Raw genomic sequence first — 17438 nt, 5'->3', positions numbered from 1 at the left:
CCCAGGGACTGCCGTCTAGAAGTGCCAGGGGAAGGGCGACCAGTCGGGCTCGCGCTTCTCCAGGAACGAGTCACGGCCCTCGGCCGCCTCGGCCGTCATGTACGCCAGCCGCGTCGCCTCGCCCGCGAACACCTGCTGGCCCACGAGCCCGTCGTCCACGGCGTTGAAGGCGAACTTGAGCATCCGCTGCGCGGTCGGCGACTTGCCGTTGATCTTGCGTGCCCACTCCAGGGCCGTCGTCTCCAGCTCCTCGTGCGGCACCACGGCGTTGACCATGCCCATCCGGTGGGCGTCGGCCGCGCTGTAGGTGTCGCCGAGGAAGAAGATCTCGCGGGCGAACTTCTGCCCCACCTGCCGGGCCAGGTAGGCCGAGCCGAAGCCGCCGTCGAAGCTGGCCACGTCGGCGTCGGTCTGCTTGAAGCGGGCGTGCTCGGCGCTGGCCAGGGTGAGATCGGCCACCACGTGCAGGCTGTGGCCGCCGCCCGCGGCCCAGCCGGGCACCACGCAGATCACGACCTTCGGCATGAAGCGGATCAGGCGCTGCACCTCCAGGATGTGCAGGCGGCCGGTGGACGGGGTGCCGTCGGCGTACTGGTAGCCGTCCTTGCCCCTGATGCGCTGGTCGCCGCCGGAGCAGAAGGCCCACCCGCCGTCCTTGGGCGACGGGCCGTTGCCGGTCAGCAGCACGCAGCCGACGTCGGTGCTCTGCCGGGCATGGTCGAACGCGCGGTAGAGCTCGTCGACCGTCTGCGGCCTGAAGGCGTTGCGGACCTCGGGACGGTCGAAGGCGATGCGCACGGTGCCCTGGTCGACCGCACGGTGGTAGGTGATGTCGGTGAAGTCGAATCCCTCGACCGCCTGCCACGCCTTGGGATCGAACAGTTCGGAGACCATGGCCGGAAGCCTAACGGATCTGGCCTTCGGCCCACTCGGCCCACTGGCGCTGGCTCTCGGCCAGGCCCAGGCCGTATTCGAGGGCGAGGCGGCCGTACACCGACAGGTTGTCGTCGCCGCGCTCGACGAACTCGCGGATGCTCGCGATGTGCTCCAGCTGCTTGGTTGCCAGCTCGGCCTGGCGGCGCAGGTAACTCCTGGCCTGCTCCGGCGAGACCTGGGCCAGGAAGAACACCCGCAGCAGCATGTCGCTGCGGACGACCCGCGTGGGCTCGACGTCGGTGATCCAGTGACGCAGCTCGGCCAGGCCCCGCTCGTTGATCGTGTATTCCTTGCGGCCGCGCGGGCCCTGCGCCGCCGCGTCCACGAGCCCCGCGTCGGCCAGCTTGCCGAGCTCGGTGTAGAGCTGGCTCTGCGTGGCCGGCCACACGTTGGCGAGCGAGACGTCGAACAGCTTCAGCAGGTCGTATCCGCTCGCCGGTCCCTCGGACAGCAGGCCCAGCAAGGCGTGTCGAAGACTCATATTCCTATGTTGACATATCTCTCCAGGAAGTTCTACTTTCGACATGTCTACTTAGGAACGTCGTGAGAAGGAGATGCCCGATGCGCGGCCTGCTCGGTTTCCTGCCCTGGATCGTCTACGGCTTCATCGCGACCAGCGACGAATGGCGCTGGGGAGCGATCGCGGGACTCGTCATCGCCCTGGTGCTCGTGGCCGTGGACCGCAGGTCGGGCAGGTCGTGGGACATGATGGTGATCGAGACCAGCGCGGTGGTGTTCTTCGCCCTGCTCACCGCGCTGTCGCTGCTCGATCCCGACTCACCGCTCACGCCGTACGGGCCCGCGCTCGTCGACGTCTGGCTGGCCGGCACGGCCTGGGGCTCGCTGGCCATCCGCCGGCCGTTCACACTCGGCATCGCCCGCGCCACGACGCCCGAGGAGCTGTGGCGCAACCCGGTCTTCCACCGCGCCAACGTGATCATCAGCGCCGTCTGGGCAGCCGCCTTCACCGTCGCCGCACTCGCTCTGACGCTCGTCCTGTCCGTTTCGCCCCACGCGACCACGCTGGTGATCACCATCAAGGTGCTCTCGTTCGCCGCCCCCGCCGCCTTCACCGCGTGGTACCCCGGGCATGTGAAGCGGCGGGCGCTCGCTAGGTGACCTCGGCGCGCAGCTCCGCGAGCAGCTCCCCCTGGTCGGCCAGCATCTCGGTCAGTATGCGCCGGGCGGCGCCCAGCAGATCGGCCAGCTCGGGCGTGGCCAGGGTGTAGACCACGGTGCTGCCCTCGCGGATCGCGCTGACGATGCCCGCCCGCCGCAGGACGGCGAGCTGCTGGGACAGACTCGAAGCCTCGATGTCGATCTGGGCCAGCAGGTCCCTGACGGGGAGCGGCCCTTCCTGGAGTAGCTCCAACACTCGGATGCGAGCGGGGTGGCCGAGCGTTCGGAAGAAGTCGGCCTTGGCCTGGTAGACCTCCACGTGCATATGGTTAGCGTAATCCAGTTCAGTTGCATAATTCTTCAAGTCGCTATGTTGTCGGATAGCATGACAGCGGGGACTAGGGAGTTGCCATGGGCCGAGGAAGAGCCAAGGCGAAGCAGACGAAGGTCGCTCGCCAGCTGAAGTACACCAACCACAACATCGACTACGACCGGCTCCGCGAGGAGTTGGGCGCGGACACGCGACGCGAGGAGTACTACCCGCCTACGCCGTCCGAGCAGGAGTCCGAGCGCGGGCGGTGACGCGGGTCTGCTTCGCGGGTGCCAGGGTGACGTTCTGCAGCCGCCTGGCCTCCGGCGCCTGATCGGGCGCCGTGAGCTCCAGGCGGTGCAGCACCTCGCGGATGATGACGCGCATCTCCAGGAGCGCCAGTTGCGCTCCTACGCAGAAGCGCCGCCCGCCGCCGAAGGGCATCCAGGCTCTGCTCTGGTGCCCCTCCAGGAACCGCTCAGGACGGAATCGTCCGGGCTCGGAGAAGGCGGCGGGGTCACGGTGCACGAGCGGGATGTACGGTCCGGCGTACCATCCGGCGGGGATCTCGTACCCGCCCAGCCGCAGCGGCGCGTCGAGCAGCCTCGGCGCCTCGTAGACCACCGGCCTGACCCGCAGCACCTCCTTGACCGCCGCGTCGAGGTAGGGCTCGTCGTCCGGCAGCCGCTCCAGCACCTCGGGCATGCGCAGGAACCGTTCGAAGGCCCAGGCCAGGCCGGTCGCGGTGGTCTCGTGGCCGGCGATGAGCATGGTGATCAGCTCGTCGCGGATCTCCTGGTCGTCCAGCTCGGTCTCCAGCAGCCGCCCGAGCACGTCCGTGCCCCCGGGGGCGGCCCGGCGCCGGCGGATCTCGCCGAACAGGATCGCGTCCACCTCGGCGCGCAGCCGCAGGAAGCGCGCGTAAGGCAGGGACGGCACCCGCGCCGCCATCGGGCGCAGCCGTTCCGGCAGCAGCACCACCTGCGTGGAGCCGCCCGTCGCGAGCAGTCCCGGCAGCAACTCCCGTAGCCGGCCGGTGCGCCCGGCGTCCCTGATGCCGAAGATCAGCCGGATGATGATCTCCAGCGTGATCTCCTGCATGCGCTCGCGCAGCGCGAACGGCCGGCCCAGCGGCCACGTCGCGATCCTCTCGGCCGCGATGGCGGCGATGTCGTCGTGGTAGCCGGCGACCTGTTTGGCGCGTAGCGGCGGGTTCAGCGTCTTGCGGTGCCGCCACCACGGGTCGCCGTCCAGCGTGAGCACCGAGTGCGCGCCCACCAGGTGCTCCAGGAAGTCCTTACGGGCCGCGCCGGCCTGCCCGCCGCCCTGGTCGGTCCGGTAGACCACGGCGGCCAGCTCGGCGGTGGTCACGTAGACCTCCGGCGGGAAGCCGGCGTAGCGGACCGTGAAGATCGGCCCGTATCTGCGGTGGTAGCTCTCGAACGTGCGCTCCGCGTCCGCCACGAACCGCGCGGTCTGCACGATCGACGGCATTCTCGGCCCCGGAGGGATCATCGTTGCTCTCCTGTCGTATACGTACGTTTGTCATAGACGTTTGTATATATCTGTAGCATGGATCCCGTGGCGAGCACAGAGGCCGGTGGATACCGCGAACGACTGCTGGCTGGAGCGGTGAGCTGCCTCCAGGACAAGGGCTATGCCCGCACGACCGCACGAGACCTGGTGGCCGCCTCCGGCACCAACCTGGCCTCCATCGGCTACCACTTCGGCGGCAAGGACGCGCTGCTCAACGAGGCCATCGCCGAGTTCTTCGAGCAGTGGACCGAGCGGGTGGAGCGGTCGTTGTTCCGGGCCGAGCCGGGCACGCCGAGAGAGCTGCTCCTGCGCGCGCTGGAGCAGCTGGTGGACGTGTTCGGGGAGATGCGGCCGCAGCTCGTGCTCTGCGTCGAGAGCTTCCCCGCGGCCCTGCGGGAGCCCGTGCTGCGGGTGAAGCTCGCCGAGGCCTACGCCAAGGCCAGGGTCGCCGGGACCGACATGCTGAGCCGGGCCGCCGGGCGGCTGGGGGCGGAGCTGCCGGTCGAGCCCGCGGCGCTGGTGTCGGTCGTGATCGCGATCTCCGACGGCCTGATGTTGCAGTGGCTGCTCGATCCCGAGGCCACGCCGGACGCCCGGCAGGTCGTGGACGTCCTGGCCGCGCTGGGCGCCTTCGTCGCCTGACGCCTGACGCCTGACGCCTGACGCCTGACGCCTGTCGGCCGACGGCCACCGGGTGGCCGCTGCGTCCGAGGGCCGTTGTCTCAGGGCTATCGGGCGGCAAAAGGTGTCGGTTCGGAGGAATGTCATCCGTGGGTATGGGCACACCCACGGAGGACGAGGAGATCGAGACATGCGCGTAGGAATCGTGGGGTCCGGAAGGCTGGGCTCGCGGCTCGGCCGCCTGCTCGCCGCGGCGGGCCACGACGTGTTCTTCAGTGACTCAGACCTCGCTCTCGCCGAAGCCGCCGCCGGTGCCGCGGTCAGGGTGTCCGCCGGGAGCGGGGACGGCCGGGCCAGGAGCGGGCCGCCGGCCGAGGCCGCGGCGTTCGGCGACGTCCTCGTCCTGGCGGTCGGCTGGGAGGCGTTCCCCACGGTGGTGGCGGAGCTCGGCGGCGCGCTCGCGGGCAAGATCGTCATCGATCCGAGCAACCCGATCGGCGAGCGCGACGGCCTGGCCGTGATGGTGGCCGTCCCCTGCGGGCTGACCAGCCCGCAGTACCAGCAGCACGTGCTGGGGGCGGGCGTGCGCGTGGTGCGCACGTTCAACACCAAGTACCCCAACGAGCTGCTGGACCTCGGCATCGCGGGCCAGCGCGGCGGGGCACGGGCCGACATGCCCTACTGGGGGGACGACGACGAGGCCAAGAAGGCCGTGGTGCCGCTCATCGAGGACGCCGGCTTCACCGCCATCGACGCGGGCGGCCTGTCAGAAGCCCGGTGATCAGCGCGTCGCTGATCGGGGTCCGGTGATCAGGGCGTCGCTGATCGGGTCCGGTGATCAGAGCGCCCCGGTGGTCAGGGCGGCCCCGGTGGTCAGGTGGCGCAGGTGTCGTGGGTGGCGTCGAAGCCCTTGATGGCTTCGGTGTCGTCCGTGCGCAGCTGCTTGAGGCCCTTCCAGTCGTCCCCGAGCACCAGGATCAGCCGGCTGGTGGCGGCCCCGGGCACCTGGCGCAGCGCGGCGAGCTGCAGGTCCTTGGTGAGCGTGGGCACGCGGGTCTCGCCGTTGGGGCCGTAGACGATCGTGGTCTTGCGCTGCGGCTTGCGCTGGGTGTCGCCGATCTTGGCGATGTGGTAGCCGCGCTGCTCCAGATAGGCCGCGACCTCGGTGGCCAGGCCGCTGCGCCAGGTGCCGTTGCGCAGCTCGATCTGGATCTTGGAACGGCTCACCTTCGCCTGGCCGCCCTTGACGCCGTCGACGCTCTGGTCCTTCGCCACGATCTGGAACAGCCGGTGGGACTGCTCCCGCTCCCATTCGACCCGGCCCGGCTGGGTGAGCGAGTAGTGCCACGGGGTGGTGATGAAGCGGAGCTTGCTGATGTCGAGGCCCTGGAGGCTGGTCGCGAGGTCCTTCATCACGCCGGTGGTCAGGGCACTGTCGGTGGTGATGGCCTTGGTGCCGGCGTCGAGCAGGGCCAGGAGCTTGGCCGGGTCGGTGAGCGTCTCGCCGCTCATCGCCTTCTTCACCATCGAGGCGATGAACATCTGCTGCCGCTGGATGCGCCCGATGTCGGAGCCGTCGCCCAGGGAGTAACGGGCGCGCACGTAGCCGAGCGCCTGCTCGCCGGTGAGCGTCTGCCGCCCGGCCGGCAGGTGCAGCAGGGCCTTCTTGTCGTTGACCGGCTCGGGCAGGCAGACCTCGACCCCGCCGACCGCGTTCACGATGCCCTTGAAGCCGGTGAAGTCGACCTTCACGAAGTGGTCGATGCGGATGTGGGTGAGCGACTCGATCGTCTTCCAGGTGCAGGCGATGCCGCCGGAGTTGAACGACTCGTTGATCATGCCGACGTGGGCCTGCTGTCCCGGCAGGCCGCGGACGGCGCGGCAGGCGGGCAACTGGACGACCGAGTCGCGCGGGAAGCTGATCACCATCGCGTTGTCGCGCCTGGACGACACGTGCATCAGCATGATCGTGTCGGTGCGCTCGCCCGGGACCCGGCCGTATTTCGCGTTCTTGCCGTCGCGCTGGTCGGAGCCGACGACCAGGATGTTCATCGCCGTGCCGGCCACCTTGGGCGGGCGGGTGGCGCCGAGGTCGTCGGCGGTGACGTCCTGCTGCTTGAGGTTTCCGGTCAGCCGCGCGTAGACGCCCACGGCCGCGCCGGCGACCAGCAGGACGACGGTCACCGTGACCGCGATCACCCAGCGCAGCCACGGCCGGCGACGCCGTGGCGGCGTGCTCGGCCCGGACGGAGGCGCGTCGACAAGCCCGCTGCTCACGTCACTCCCCACAGAGACGGGGCCGAAGGGCCGCCGCCCCTGGCCAAGAGCCACGCCGTACTGATCTCGGCCGTTGAACGTGCCTGAGTGTACTCAGTCGGGCGCGCCTTCGTGGCCTCAGTCGGGCAGGTTGACCCGCAGGGAGACCGTTCCGCGCAGGTCGAGCCAGGCCGCGCCGGGGCCGCGGACCACCCGGAGCACGACCTCCTCGCAGCCCGGGCAGCGGCCCACCAGGCCCGGATCGGGGCCGTAGACGAGCAGCGAGGCGACGGGGCCCGTCAGGCCGCAGTGGGCGCAGCGGCCCGTCGCGGAGGTCACGTCCACGGCGAAGATCTCGCCCAGCGGGCCCGCCAGCGCGTTGCCGTCCAGGTGTTCTGCGGTCATCGTCAGCCTCCGGTGGGACCGAAACGTTCGGTTCTGATGCGTTCGGGTGCGTGCCCGAGCGCCAGCAGCAGGTCGGCCGCCGCCTCCACGAAGCCGGTCGGCCCGCACACGTAGCAGTCGGCCTCGAACGAGGCCGGCCAGCCGCCCTCGGCCAGGTCCTCCAGCATGAGGCGGCGGGCCGGGCGGGACACCCCCTCCGGCGCGGAACGGGTGTAGAGGTAGGTGACGTCGAGCCCCGGGTCGGGGCGGCGCAGCTCCTCGGCGTAGTAGCGGCGGGCGGGGTCGCGCAGCGAGTACAGCAGCCGGAAGGGCACCCGGCCGCCCGCCAGCCGGCGGGCCCTGATCATCGCCATCAGCGGCACGATGCCCGACCCGCCGCCGACCAGCAGCGCCGGCGCCGTGCTCTCCTGCCGCCAGACGAACCAGCCGCCCACCGGGCCGCGGATCTCCAGCCGGTCGCCGGCCTGCATCACCTCGGTCAGGTAGGGGGACACCTCGCCGTCGGGCACGTTCTCCACGGTCAGCTCGACCAGGTCGCCGTCCGTCGGGTTGGCCACAGAGTAACTGCGCTGCGCCGTGTAGCCGTCGTCGGCGGTCAGCCGTACGTCGACGTGCTGGCCCGGCAGGTGTCCCGGCCAGCCGGGCACCCGGAAGCGCAGCGTGCGCGCGCTCTCGGTCTCGGCGACGCAGGAGATCAGCTCGGCCGGCCGCCAGACCAGGCGGCGCACCCTAGTCGCCCTCGTAACGCTGCTCGCGCCACGGGTCGCCGTAGTTGTTGTAGCCGGCCGTCTCCCAGAAGCCCGGATAGTCCTCGTTCAGCAGGCGGATGCCGCGGACCCACTTGGCCGACTTCCAGAAGTACAGGTGCGGCACGATCAGCCGGGCGGGGCCGCCGTGACGGGGCTCCAGCTCCTCGCCGTCGAAGCGGTGCACGATCCACGCCTGGCCGTCGAGCAGGTCCTCCAGCGGCAGGTTCGTGGTGTAGCCGCCGTAGGAGTAGATCAGCGCGTAGTCGGCGGCGGTCTCCACGTCCTCCAGGAGCACGTCCAGGGAGACGCCCTGCCAGGTGGTGTCGAGCTTCGTCCACTTGGTGACGCAGTGGATGTCCACCGTGGGCGTCTCCTGCGGCAGCGCCAGGAACTCCGTCCACGACCACCGGTGAGTCTGGCCCGCCTCGGTGTCGACGGCGAACTCCCACCGGTCGAGCGGCACCCGCGGCGTCGGCCCCGCCGACAGCACGGGGAAGTCGTCCACCAGGTACTGGCCGGGCGGCAGCCGGTCGCCCGCGTCTCTGCGCCTGCCCTGAAAACCGCGCGAAATGATGCCCACGTCGCCTCCTGAGGCCATTCCACCACGAGGCGCGCCAAAGGACTCAGCGACCCGCCCGGGGAACGACCAGTCCCGACTCGTAGGCGAAGACCACGAGCTGGGCCCGGTCACGGGCGTGCAGCTTCGTCATCGCCCTGCTGACGTGGGTCTTGGCGGTGGTCGGGCTGATCACCATGTGCGCCGCGATCTCGTCGTTGGACAGGCCCCGGGCCACCAGGGCGGTCACCTCGCGCTCGCGGTTGGTCAGCACGTCCAGGCCGTGGTGGTCCGGCTCGGGGCGGCGGGCGACGAACTCGCCGATCAGCCGGCGGGTGATCGAGGGCGACAGCAGGGCGTCGCCGCGGGCCGCCACCCTGACGCCCTGCAGCAGGTCCACCGGCTCGGTGTCCTTGACCAGGAAGCCGCCCGCGCCCGCCCTGAGCGCGTCGAAGACGTACTCGTCGAGGCCGTAGTTGGTCAGGATCACCACGTGCACGCCGCTCAGCCGCTCGTCGCCGGCGATCCGGCGGGTGGCCTCGATGCCGTCCAGCACCGGCATCTGCACGTCGACGAGCGCCACGTCGGGGAGGTGGGCGAGGGCGAGCGCGACGGCCTGCTCGCCGTTCGCGGCCTCGGCCACCACCTCGATGTCGTCCTCGGCCTCCAGCAGGGCGCGGAAACCGCCCCGGATGAGCGCCTGGTCGTCCGCGAGGAGCACACGGATCACGACGGGTCCCCCAGCGGAAGCTCCGCCCGTACGGTGAAGCCGCCCTCGGCGCGGGGCTCGGCCCGCAGCCGGCCGCCGAGCGCCGTGACGCGCTCGCGCATGCCGACCAGGCCCACGCCCGGCACGGGCGGCGCCTCCCTCCTGGCCCCGCCGTCGTCCTCCACCTGCACGACCAGCTCCGTCCCTCCGTAGTCGATGCGCACCGAGGCGGCGGCGCCGCCCGCGTGCCTGGAGACGTTGGTGAGCGCCTCCTGGACGATCCGGTACGCGGCCCGGTCCACCTCCGCGGGCAGCCGCCTGCGCTCGCCCGAGACCGTCACCGTCGCCGGCAGGCCGGTCGAACGGGCCCGGTCCACCAGGTCGTCCAGCCGGTCGAGCCCGCTCGGCTCGGCCCTGACCGGCTCCGCGTCCTCATGCCGGTCCGCACGCCCGTCCTCATGCCGGGCCGCGTGCGGATTCTCGCGCGGGCCCCCGTCCTGGCCGTCGTCCGGGCCGCCGGTCGGACTGCCGCCTGGGCCGTCGTCCGGGTCCCGCTCCTGTGCGGCGTCGTCACGCAGCACCTCCAGCGTGGCGCGTAGTTCGCGCATGGCGTCGCCGCTGGCCTCCTGGATGGCGAGCAGCGCCGCGGGCACCTCGTCGCCGCGCTTGCGCGCCAGGTGCACCGCCACCCCGGCCTGCACCTTGATCACGGAGATGCTGTGGGTGAGCGAGTCGTGCAGCTCCCTGGCGATGCGCAGGCGCTCCTCGCCCGCGCGCCGCCGGGCCATCTCCTCGCGGGTCCGCTCGGCCTCGGTGGCGCGCTGCTCGGCCTGCTCCAGGTACGCCTGCCGGTGCCGGGTCACCGTGCCCGCCACCCCGGCGGCCAGGAACCAGCCCAGCAGCAGCACCGTCTGCTGGACGATCGGCTGGGGGTCCTGCCCGGACGGCACGCCGGCCAGGTTCGCCGCCAGGGCCACCCCCAGGAAGAGCGTGCCGGCCAGCGCGGCCGGCACTCGGTGCCCCGCGCGTACCGCGCCGAAGACCGCCACCATCACCGGGAAGGCGGCCTGCGGGCCCGGCTGCGCGTGCGCCGCGTAGACGATCATGCCGAGCGTGCTGACCAGCAGCGGAACCAGCGGCGCCCGCCGCCAGGCGACGAGGGCGGCCGAGGCGACCAGCACGGCGGCGAGGTCGAGGGCGCCCGCGCCCGGGTTGGTCAGCACGGTGGCCGACTGCAGCACGGCCACCACGACGGCCAGCGCGCCGTCCACGGCGACCGGCCGCCACGCGTGCACAGAGCTCATCACTGCAGAGTAGAACGACTTCCTGGCAGGTTCATCGGCGCGGGGAAGTGCTTCGGAGCTACTCCCGGGGAAGTATCCGCGCCGGTTCGCTGCCGCCGGCGGTAGCCGGGGAAGTCTTCCCACGGCCGATGACCGGCGGCGGGTCCGCGCAGGACGATTCGGCCATGGACACGATCCGTCGCGGGAGCCGATGATGGACGGCTCCTTCCGTTACGTCACCCCGGTCCCGGTCAGAGCCGCCACCGGCCGGACCGCACAGGTGTACGCCCAGCTCGCCGAGGACTTCGGCATGGCGCGCATGGCGGTGTTCCTGACCCTGTCGCCCGCCGAGGAGGTGCTGGCCGCGACCTGGGTCACGCTGCGCGAGTCGCTGCTGGCCGGTGCGGCGCCGAGGACCGGCAAGGAGGTCGTGGCGCTGGGCGTCTCGCTGGCCAACCAGTGCACGTTCTGCGTGGCCGCGCACACGACGCTGCTGCACGCCACCGGTGACCACCGGCTCGGCGAGAGCATCGCCCGTGGCGAGGTGCCCGCGGATCCCGGGCACGCCGCGCTGCTGGCCTGGGCCAGGTCGCCCGGGGCGGCGCGGCCGTATCCGGACGCGCTCGCGCCGGAGTACGTCGGGACCGCGCTGGGCTTCCACTTCATCAACAGGATCGCCTCGGCGCTGCTCACCGAGAACCTCATGCCCGCCAATCTGCAGAAGTTCCGCCTGGTCAGGAGTGTGGGCGGGCGGGCGATGGCGGGACCGGTGCGCAGGCAGGCGGCCCCGGGGGCGGGCTTGCCGCTGATCGCCGGACTGCCCGCCGTTGCCGAGCCCGGCTGGGCGGACGGGGCCCCGGCCGGGACCGCGTACGCCACGCTCAAGGCCGTCGCCGAGGCCGGGGGCGACCTGCTCAGCGGCCCCGCGCGGGCGGCCGTGACCCGGGCGGTCGCGGACTGGGACGGCGCGCATCCGCCGATGGGCACCGCCTGGCTGGACGAGCCGCTGGCCGGTCTGCCCGCCGGCGACCGCGCGGGGGCGCGGCTGGTCCTGCTCACCGCGTTCGCGCCGTACCGGGTGACGGACGCCGACGTGGCCGCCTGGCGCGGCTCCGCCCGTACGGACGAGGACCTGGTACGGCTGTGCGCCTTCGGCGCGATTCTGGCCACCGCGCACGTGGAGGCCCGCATCACGGCCGCCGGAGGCGGTGTCGTCCGGACCGGGGCGGGTGCCGTACCGGCTGAGACGACTCAGGGAGAGCGATCATGACCGCGCACCACACCCTCGCCGGCCCGCCCGCCACCGCCCCCTGGCCGATGCAGGCGCTCAAGGCGGTGGCCGTCCTGCACGTCGTCGCGCTGCTGTTCCAGGCGGTGACGGCGGGCATGCTGCTCTCCTCGCCCGGCGGCCGGGCACTGCACCTGAACTCGGGCATCGCCCTGGGCGTCATCGGGCTCGCCCACCTGGTCGCCGCGATCCTGGTCTGGCGGCCCGGCGGCGGCTCCGCCAGGTTCGTCGGGCCGGCCGCGGCGCTGCTGCTGCTCACGGCGGTGGCGGCGGTCCTGGGCCTGGCGCACGTGACGGTGCCGCACGTGCCGCTCGGTGTGGGGATGTTCGGCGGCGGTGTCGTCCAGCTCCTACGGGTGCTGGCGGCGGATGGACGGGGGGACGGTCAGGCGGGCAGGCGATCGGAGCGGGGCCAGACGTAGTCCAGGTCGTCGGGGTCACTGTCGCCGAAGACCGGCCGATAGAAGCCCGGGTCCTTGCGCAGCAGCGCCGAGCGGTGGCTGAGGTGCAGTTTCTCGTCGCCGAGCCAGGGCGGCAGCTCCCCGGCCGCCGCCAGCTCGGCCTGCGCGCGGACGACGGGCGTGCCGCGCAGCCGGGTCACCTCGGTCGTCATGGTGTCCGCGCAGGTGTCGGCGCGGCCGAGCGAGCACCAGTGGCGGCACATCTCCAGGCCGTAGCGGACGAGCGCCTCCTCGTAACCGGCCCACATCTTCACGACGGGGTGGTGCCGCCAGCCGTACCCGGGGACGGTGAGGGCGCGCAGGACCTGCAACGTCTCGACACGCTGCTTGCCCAGCCGCAGCGGGTCGAGCACCGCCGCCGAAGCGGCGAAATCCTGATATGGCAGGAAAGTTTGCATCGTTACCCTCGCTGACGTGCTCTTTTTCGCGGATGGTATAGACCGCCGCCCGGGCAGCGCTCACAATCGGGCCCATGGGGAACGGGTATGTCGGCGCGCGGACGCCACGCAGGGAAGACGCCCGGCTGCTGACGGGAAAGAGCAGATACGTCGCCTCCGTACGCCTGCCGGGCATGGCGTACGCGCACGTGGTCCGCAGCCCCGTCGCGCACGGCCGGCTGCTCGGCTGCGACACCGAGGCGGCGCGGGCCGTCGAGGGCGTACTCGACGTCATCCTCCCCGCTGACGCCGCCGGCCTGCGCCTGCCCTGCGTGAACGTGATGCCGGGCCAGCTGATGACGTCCTACCCGGTGCTGGACGACGCCGTCAGATACGTGGGCCAGCCGCTCGCCGTGGTGGTCGCCGAGACGCCGCAGGCCGCCAGGGACGCCGCCGACCTGCTCGACCTGGACCTCGACGAGCTGCCCGCCGTGGTCGGCGCCGAGCGGGCGCTGTCCGATGACGCGCCGCTGCTCCATCCCGATCTGGGGAGCAACGTGCTCTTCGACTTCGTCATGGGCGACGACGACTGCGCGGCCGCCGTGGAGGGGGCCGAGCACGTCGTCGAGATGACCTTCAGGATGGGCCGGGTCTCGCCGTACCCGCTGGAGCCGCGCGGCGTGGTGGCCTCCTACACCTCCTACGCCGGCGACGAGCTGACCGTGCATCTGTCCTCCCAGGCACCGCACCACGCCCGCGAGCATCTGGCCGAGGCGCTCGGGCTGTCCCACGACCGGGTCCGCGTCGTCAGCCGCGACACCGGCGGCGGGTTCGGCGCCAAGGAGCACCTCTACCCGGACGAGACGCTCGCCTGCCTGGCCGCGATCCGGCTGGGCCGGCCGGTGAGCTGGTCGGAGCCGCCGGGCGACCGGTTGTTCGCCACGCTGCCCGCCCGGCAGGGCGTGCACAGGGGACGGCTCGCGCTCGACGGCGACGGGCGCTTCGTGGCCATGGACGTGGACGTGCTCGGCGACCTCGGCGCCCATCCGTCGAACGTGGGCGGCTCGACGTTCGCGGTCACCGCCACGCTGCTGCCGGGACCGTACCGGTTCGACCGGTTCGCCGTACGGGTGCGCGGCGTCGTCACCACGACCACGCCCACCGGCTCCTACCGCGGCTTCGGTCAGCCGGAAGCGGCCCTGACCAGGGAGCGGCTGATCGACGAGGCGGCCCGCAGGCTCGGCCTGGACCCGGTCGAGCTGCGGCTGCGCAACATGCTGCGGCCGGACGAGCTGCCGTACACGACGCGCGTCTTCCAGACCTACGACTCCGGCGACTACCCGCTCGCCCTGCGCACGCTGCGCGACCTGGTCCGGCCGGTCGAGAAGGACGACGGGCGCAGGCGCGGCGTGGGCTACTCCTGTCACGTGGAGAGCACCGGCATGGGGCCGTCGATGGACATGAAGGCCATCAACGCGGCGGCGGGCGGCTACGAGACGGCGATCCTGCGGATGGAGCAGGACGGGTCCGTGGTGGTGTCGTCCGGGGTGGTCTCGATGGGGCAGGGGATCGAGACGGCGCTGGCCCAGATCGCGGCCGACCGGGTGGGGGTGCCCATCGAGCGGGTGCGGGTGGTGCTGGGGGACACGGCGACGACGCCGTACTCGTCGATCGGGGCGGTCGCCAGCCGCTCGCTGGCGGTCGGCGGCGGCGCGCTCGTGCGGGCCGCCGTCCGGCTGCGGGACCGGCTGCTGGCCCTGGCCGCGCACCGGCTGGAGGCCGACGCCGGCGATCTGGAGATCGCCGACGGGTCCGTACGCGTGCAGGGCGATCCGCGGGCGTCGCTGACGCTGCGCGACCTGGCCACCTCGGCCTGGCGCGGCTGGGACCTGCCCGAGGGGTTCGCGCCCGGCCTTGAGGAACGGGTCAGCTACGACCCGGAGGGCTACACGTTCGCGTACGGAGCCCACGCGGCGGCCGTGGCCGTCGATCCCGAGACCGGGGCGGTCGAGGTGGAGCGTTACTGGGTGGTCAACGACGCCGGCGTGCTGGTCAACCCCACCGTCGTGGAGGGGCAGCTCACGGGCGGCGTGGCCCAGGGCATCGGCCAGGCGCTGACCGAGGAGATCGGCTACACCGACGACGGGCAGCCGATCGCCGAGTACCTGCCGCCGACCACGCGGGAGGTGCCCGGCATCGAGGTCGTGCTGCTGGAGACGCCGTCGCCGCTCACCCCCGGCGGGATGAAGGGCGTCGGCGAGGCCGGCACGATCGGGCCGCCGGCCGCCATCGCGAACGCGGTGGCCGCCGCGCTGCCGGAGATCGCCGCCCAGGTCACCGACGTCCCTCTGACGCCGGCCGTCGTGTGGTCCCTGCTGCGGGCCTGACACCGCCGGAGTGCGGCGCTCCGGCGGCGGGGTTCGTGCTGTGCGGCGCTCCGGCCGCGGTGCATGTGGCCTGCGGCGCTCCGGCCGCGGTGCTCGTGGTGTGCGGTGTCATGCCGGCCCGCTCGGGCCGATGAGATCTTCGATGGCCTTGCCCGACTCGAACAGCGCCTGCTCCAGGGCCTTGCGGCCGGCGGGCACGGGCTCGTCGGGGCGGCGGCGTTCGCGTTTGCCGTCGGTCTTGGGCTTGTACTCGTCAGGACTGCTCATGCGGGAGTCAGTACCCGGCCCGGCGCGGCCGTTTCGAGCGACTGGCAAAACAATGGCGATTTCTCGCCGAAGAATCGACCCGGAACGGCCTTACGTACGTACAGGTTTCGACGGCGATGTACGACAACCCCGGGGCAGGTCCTCTTGTTAAGCGAAACGCGCATCCGTTGCCCATCGGCACAGGAGACAGATGCCATGACCAGGCTGCGACCGACTCGCCGGAGCAGGATGCGGCACGCGTGGCCGCTGCACGACGACGTCAGGACAGTGGGCCGGGCGCGAGCTGTCATTCGCACGGAATTATCACAACTCTCCCTTTCTTCCGAGGTCGTGGACGACGCCGTTCTCATGGTGAGCGAATTGATCACCAATGCCCTCATGTACGGCGCCGAGCCGTACGAACTCGGGCTGCACGTGGACGCCAGAGAGATCATGTGCGTGGTCGTGGACAGCAGCCCGCTGCTGCCCGCCCAGGCGCCCCACGACCTCGCGGCCGAGCACGGACGCGGTCTGCGCATCATCGCCAGGCTTTCCGACGGCTTCTACGGCTGCCACCCCCAGCGCTACGTCACCCAGCCCGACCTCGTCGGCAAGGCCACCTGGTTCGCGCTCCCGCGCCGGGGCGCGGCGGGCAACGTCGTGCCGATCAGAGCCGGGGTCTGAGTTCTGTCGCCGTCTTGCTCTACGCTCCCGAGCAACTGATCAAGCCCGGCATATCTGGAGAAGCGCGGACATGACCTACCTTGAGCTGTCCGAGGACGGCGGCGGATCGCACAAGTTCTACGAGGTGACCGTGGCGGGCACGCAGGTCACGATCACCTACGGACGGATCGGCGAGGCCGGCCAGACCAAGGTCACCGCCTTCCCCACGGTGGCCAAGGCGCAGGCCGCGGCGGCCAGGAAGATCGGCGAGAAGACGCGCAAGGGCTACGCGACGGCCGTGCGCGGGGTGCGCCAGCGCCGGGCCGTCACCCGCAGGACCATCGCCAGCACTCGCTCGACCGCCCAGCAGGCGCCGGTCCTGTGGCGCTTCGACAGCGGCGCCTCGGCGTTCGGCATCTTCGTGGACGAGGAACGCTGCATGGTCGGCAACCAGCGCGGCGACGTCTTCACGGTCAGCCACTCCGGCACCGTGACCGGCCGGATCCGGCTGCCGGACGGCGTGAAGTGCATCGTGGCCGACGACTTCTGGATCTACGCCGGCTGCGACGACGGCCGCGTCTACGACCTGAGCGGCAAGGTCCCGAGGGCCGCGTACGAGATCGCCGCCGACGTGGACATCTACTGGCTCGACATCCACGACGGTGTACTCGGCGTGTCCGACCGGGCCGGCCGGATCACCACGATCGACTACGAGGACGAGTTCCAGTGGGCGCGCCCCGGCATCGGCGATTCCGCCTGGATGGTCCGATGCGACGAGGACTCCGTCTACCACGGACACTCACGCGGAGTGGCCCGCTACAACGCCGCCGACGGCGTTCTGGTGTGGGAGAACAAGCAGGCCGACAGCGTGCTGTTCGGCTGGCAGGAGGAGCACTCCGTCTACGCGGGCACCGGCCGCCGCACCGTGCACCGCCTGGCCAAGGGCGACGGCCGGGTCGAGGCGGTCTACCAGTGCGACGGCGCCGTCTACTCGTGCGCCACCTCCCCCGGCGGCCGCCACGTCTTCGCGGGCGACAACCAGTCCTCCGTCTACTGCTTCGACGCCTCCGGCGAGCTGCTGTGGAAGCTCGGCACCGGCTGCGGGTCGGCGTTCTCCATGCAGTTCTGGGACGACCGGCTCTACATCGTCACCACCGACGGCACCCTGGCCTGCATCGACGCGAGCCCCGCCGCCATCGCCGCGGCCCGCTCGGGCAGCGTGCCGCAGCCGGTGGACGTCAAGGCGGCGGCGACGCTGGAGGTCGTCGAGCCATCGGCGGTGGTGGAGACGGTGCTGGAGACGACGAGCGAGGCGGGCGACGGCGTGGTGGTCGAGTGCGTGCGGGAGGGTGAGCGGCTGCGCGTGCGCGTGGTCAGCCCCGGCTTCGAGTCGTGGAACGTGCAGTTCCCCAAGGAGATCCGCGAGGCGGGGGCGCGTTACCTGGTCGACGGAGTGCGCTCGGCCGGGCGCGGCGGCTTCTACCGCGCCTACGGCGACATCCGCCGCTTGCTCTGACCGCGAACAGGCGGCCGGGT

The 17438-nt window shown here is 71.8% G+C and carries 21 protein-coding genes; 9 read left to right on the top strand and 12 right to left on the bottom strand.

What is annotated here, in order from left to right:
* Positions 1-15: 15 nt before the first annotated feature.
* On the bottom strand, positions 16-894 hold the full coding sequence (locus OIE67_RS46970; protein WP_106243050.1) for a 1,4-dihydroxy-2-naphthoyl-CoA synthase: 879 nt from the start codon (positions 892-894) through the stop codon (positions 16-18).
* Between the two features lie 10 nt (positions 895-904).
* Positions 905-1417: a PadR family transcriptional regulator gene (locus tag OIE67_RS46965; RefSeq protein WP_326632814.1), complete on the bottom strand. Its 513-nt coding sequence runs from the start codon at positions 1415-1417 to the stop codon at positions 905-907.
* Between the two features lie 80 nt (positions 1418-1497).
* Here OIE67_RS46965 and OIE67_RS46960 point away from each other — a divergent pair, with 80 nt between their 5' ends.
* Positions 1498-2055, top strand: coding sequence for a hypothetical protein (locus OIE67_RS46960; RefSeq protein ID WP_326632813.1), 558 nt, complete (start codon positions 1498-1500; stop codon positions 2053-2055).
* On the opposite strand, the gene OIE67_RS46955 is transcribed toward OIE67_RS46960, so the two are convergent.
* The gene (locus OIE67_RS46955; protein WP_106243058.1) at positions 2048-2380 is read right to left on the bottom strand and encodes an ArsR/SmtB family transcription factor; all 333 of its coding nucleotides are present in this window, start codon (positions 2378-2380) and stop codon (positions 2048-2050) included. The two genes, OIE67_RS46960 and OIE67_RS46955, sit on opposite strands and share 8 nt — an antisense overlap.
* Positions 2381-2466: 86 nt before the next feature.
* On the opposite strand from OIE67_RS46955, the gene OIE67_RS46950 reads away from it, so the two are divergent.
* Positions 2467-2637, top strand: a complete 171-nt coding sequence (locus tag OIE67_RS46950) for a DUF3073 domain-containing protein (RefSeq protein ID WP_106243061.1) — start codon at positions 2467-2469, stop codon at positions 2635-2637.
* Here the strand turns inward: OIE67_RS46950 and OIE67_RS46945 are convergent.
* The gene (locus OIE67_RS46945; protein WP_326632810.1) at positions 2600-3880 is read right to left on the bottom strand and encodes a cytochrome P450; all 1281 of its coding nucleotides are present in this window, start codon (positions 3878-3880) and stop codon (positions 2600-2602) included. The genes OIE67_RS46950 and OIE67_RS46945 overlap by 38 nt on opposite strands.
* A gap of 66 nt (positions 3881-3946) precedes the next feature.
* Between OIE67_RS46945 and OIE67_RS46940 the strand changes: the two genes are divergently transcribed.
* Together OIE67_RS46940 and OIE67_RS46935 are read left to right on the top strand one after the other, a co-directional pair.
* Positions 3947-4543, top strand: coding sequence for a TetR/AcrR family transcriptional regulator (locus tag OIE67_RS46940; protein ID WP_326632809.1), 597 nt, complete (start codon positions 3947-3949; stop codon positions 4541-4543).
* A 169-nt stretch (positions 4544-4712) separates the two neighbouring features.
* Positions 4713-5303 carry an NADPH-dependent F420 reductase gene (locus OIE67_RS46935; RefSeq protein ID WP_106243068.1) on the top strand — a complete coding sequence of 197 codons (591 nt, stop codon included), beginning with the start codon at positions 4713-4715 and terminating at the stop codon, positions 5301-5303.
* 92 nt (positions 5304-5395) lie between these two features.
* Here OIE67_RS46935 and OIE67_RS46930 read toward each other — a convergent pair whose 3' ends face one another.
* The 6 genes from OIE67_RS46930 to OIE67_RS46905 all read right to left on the bottom strand — a co-directional run bounded on the left by OIE67_RS46930 (position 5396) and on the right by OIE67_RS46905 (position 10501).
* Positions 5396-6799, bottom strand: coding sequence for an LCP family protein (locus OIE67_RS46930; RefSeq protein WP_326632806.1), 1404 nt, complete (start codon positions 6797-6799; stop codon positions 5396-5398).
* Between the two features lie 117 nt (positions 6800-6916).
* A complete protein-coding gene (locus OIE67_RS46925; RefSeq protein WP_106243073.1) occupies positions 6917-7183 on the bottom strand; it encodes a DUF6510 family protein in 267 nt (88 codons plus the stop codon).
* A 2-nt stretch (positions 7184-7185) separates the two neighbouring features.
* Positions 7186-7911 (bottom strand): ferredoxin reductase, encoded by a 726-nt coding sequence (locus tag OIE67_RS46920; protein ID WP_326632803.1) that lies wholly within the window; start codon positions 7909-7911, stop codon positions 7186-7188.
* Position 7912: 1 nt separating this feature from the next.
* Positions 7913-8512 carry a sulfite oxidase-like oxidoreductase gene (locus tag OIE67_RS46915; RefSeq protein WP_326632801.1) on the bottom strand — a complete coding sequence of 200 codons (600 nt, stop codon included), beginning with the start codon at positions 8510-8512 and terminating at the stop codon, positions 7913-7915.
* Positions 8513-8555: 43 nt separating this feature from the next.
* Positions 8556-9218, bottom strand: coding sequence for a response regulator (locus tag OIE67_RS46910; protein WP_106243081.1), 663 nt, complete (start codon positions 9216-9218; stop codon positions 8556-8558).
* On the bottom strand, positions 9215-10501 hold the full coding sequence (locus tag OIE67_RS46905; protein ID WP_326632798.1) for a sensor histidine kinase: 1287 nt from the start codon (positions 10499-10501) through the stop codon (positions 9215-9217). The genes OIE67_RS46910 and OIE67_RS46905 overlap by 4 nt, the downstream gene beginning before the upstream one ends.
* Positions 10502-10691: 190 nt before the next feature.
* On the opposite strand from OIE67_RS46905, the gene OIE67_RS46900 reads away from it, so the two are divergent.
* Positions 10692-11750 carry a carboxymuconolactone decarboxylase family protein gene (locus OIE67_RS46900; protein ID WP_326632797.1) on the top strand — a complete coding sequence of 353 codons (1059 nt, stop codon included), beginning with the start codon at positions 10692-10694 and terminating at the stop codon, positions 11748-11750.
* Positions 11747-12190: a hypothetical protein gene (locus OIE67_RS46895; protein ID WP_326632796.1), complete on the top strand. Its 444-nt coding sequence runs from the start codon at positions 11747-11749 to the stop codon at positions 12188-12190. Before OIE67_RS46900 ends, OIE67_RS46895 begins: the two co-directional genes overlap by 4 nt.
* On the opposite strand, the gene OIE67_RS46890 is transcribed toward OIE67_RS46895, so the two are convergent.
* Positions 12154-12627 (bottom strand): MSMEG_6728 family protein, encoded by a 474-nt coding sequence (locus OIE67_RS46890; protein ID WP_326632794.1) that lies wholly within the window; start codon positions 12625-12627, stop codon positions 12154-12156. The genes OIE67_RS46895 and OIE67_RS46890 overlap by 37 nt on opposite strands.
* Positions 12628-12701: 74 nt before the next feature.
* Here OIE67_RS46890 and OIE67_RS46885 point away from each other — a divergent pair, with 74 nt between their 5' ends.
* Positions 12702-14993, top strand: a complete 2292-nt coding sequence (locus OIE67_RS46885) for a xanthine dehydrogenase family protein molybdopterin-binding subunit (protein ID WP_326632792.1) — start codon at positions 12702-12704, stop codon at positions 14991-14993.
* A gap of 108 nt (positions 14994-15101) precedes the next feature.
* Here the strand turns inward: OIE67_RS46885 and OIE67_RS46880 are convergent, their stop codons facing one another.
* Positions 15102-15260 (bottom strand): hypothetical protein, encoded by a 159-nt coding sequence (locus tag OIE67_RS46880; protein WP_326632790.1) that lies wholly within the window; start codon positions 15258-15260, stop codon positions 15102-15104.
* 195 nt (positions 15261-15455) lie between these two features.
* Here OIE67_RS46880 and OIE67_RS46875 point away from each other — a divergent pair, with 195 nt between their 5' ends.
* Both OIE67_RS46875 and OIE67_RS46870 read left to right on the top strand, forming a co-directional pair.
* Complete coding sequence (locus OIE67_RS46875) at positions 15456-15923, top strand: ATP-binding protein (protein ID WP_326632788.1); 468 nt, start codon at positions 15456-15458, stop codon at positions 15921-15923.
* A gap of 70 nt (positions 15924-15993) precedes the next feature.
* A complete protein-coding gene (locus OIE67_RS46870; protein ID WP_326632786.1) occupies positions 15994-17418 on the top strand; it encodes a WGR domain-containing protein in 1425 nt (474 codons plus the stop codon).
* The last annotated feature ends 20 nt before the right edge of the window (positions 17419-17438 follow it).

The organism is Nonomuraea fuscirosea, assembly GCF_035917475.1.
Lineage (GTDB): Bacteria > Actinomycetota > Actinomycetes > Streptosporangiales > Streptosporangiaceae > Nonomuraea > Nonomuraea fuscirosea.
Note: the sequence above shows the minus strand (reverse complement) of the source record. Positions and strands in the feature narration are given on the sequence as shown.

Coding starts and splice junctions, on each gene's coding strand:
- OIE67_RS46880 (WP_326632790.1), bottom strand. CDS start 15,260: ATGAGCAGTCCTGACGAGTACAAGCCCAAGACCGACGGCAAACGCGAA.
- OIE67_RS46970 (WP_106243050.1), bottom strand. CDS start 894: ATGGTCTCCGAACTGTTCGATCCCAAGGCGTGGCAGGCGGTCGAGGGA.
- OIE67_RS46935 (WP_106243068.1), top strand. CDS start 4,713: ATGCGCGTAGGAATCGTGGGGTCCGGAAGGCTGGGCTCGCGGCTCGGC.
- OIE67_RS46885 (WP_326632792.1), top strand. CDS start 12,702: ATGGGGAACGGGTATGTCGGCGCGCGGACGCCACGCAGGGAAGACGCC.
- OIE67_RS46955 (WP_106243058.1), bottom strand. CDS start 2,380: ATGCACGTGGAGGTCTACCAGGCCAAGGCCGACTTCTTCCGAACGCTC.
- OIE67_RS46925 (WP_106243073.1), bottom strand. CDS start 7,183: ATGACCGCAGAACACCTGGACGGCAACGCGCTGGCGGGCCCGCTGGGC.
- OIE67_RS46870 (WP_326632786.1), top strand. CDS start 15,994: ATGACCTACCTTGAGCTGTCCGAGGACGGCGGCGGATCGCACAAGTTC.
- OIE67_RS46960 (WP_326632813.1), top strand. CDS start 1,498: ATGCGCGGCCTGCTCGGTTTCCTGCCCTGGATCGTCTACGGCTTCATC.
- OIE67_RS46895 (WP_326632796.1), top strand. CDS start 11,747: ATGACCGCGCACCACACCCTCGCCGGCCCGCCCGCCACCGCCCCCTGG.
- OIE67_RS46965 (WP_326632814.1), bottom strand. CDS start 1,417: ATGAGTCTTCGACACGCCTTGCTGGGCCTGCTGTCCGAGGGACCGGCG.
- OIE67_RS46875 (WP_326632788.1), top strand. CDS start 15,456: ATGACCAGGCTGCGACCGACTCGCCGGAGCAGGATGCGGCACGCGTGG.
- OIE67_RS46900 (WP_326632797.1), top strand. CDS start 10,692: ATGATGGACGGCTCCTTCCGTTACGTCACCCCGGTCCCGGTCAGAGCC.
- OIE67_RS46950 (WP_106243061.1), top strand. CDS start 2,467: ATGGGCCGAGGAAGAGCCAAGGCGAAGCAGACGAAGGTCGCTCGCCAG.
- OIE67_RS46905 (WP_326632798.1), bottom strand. CDS start 10,501: ATGAGCTCTGTGCACGCGTGGCGGCCGGTCGCCGTGGACGGCGCGCTG.
- OIE67_RS46890 (WP_326632794.1), bottom strand. CDS start 12,627: ATGCAAACTTTCCTGCCATATCAGGATTTCGCCGCTTCGGCGGCGGTG.
- OIE67_RS46945 (WP_326632810.1), bottom strand. CDS start 3,880: ATGATCCCTCCGGGGCCGAGAATGCCGTCGATCGTGCAGACCGCGCGG.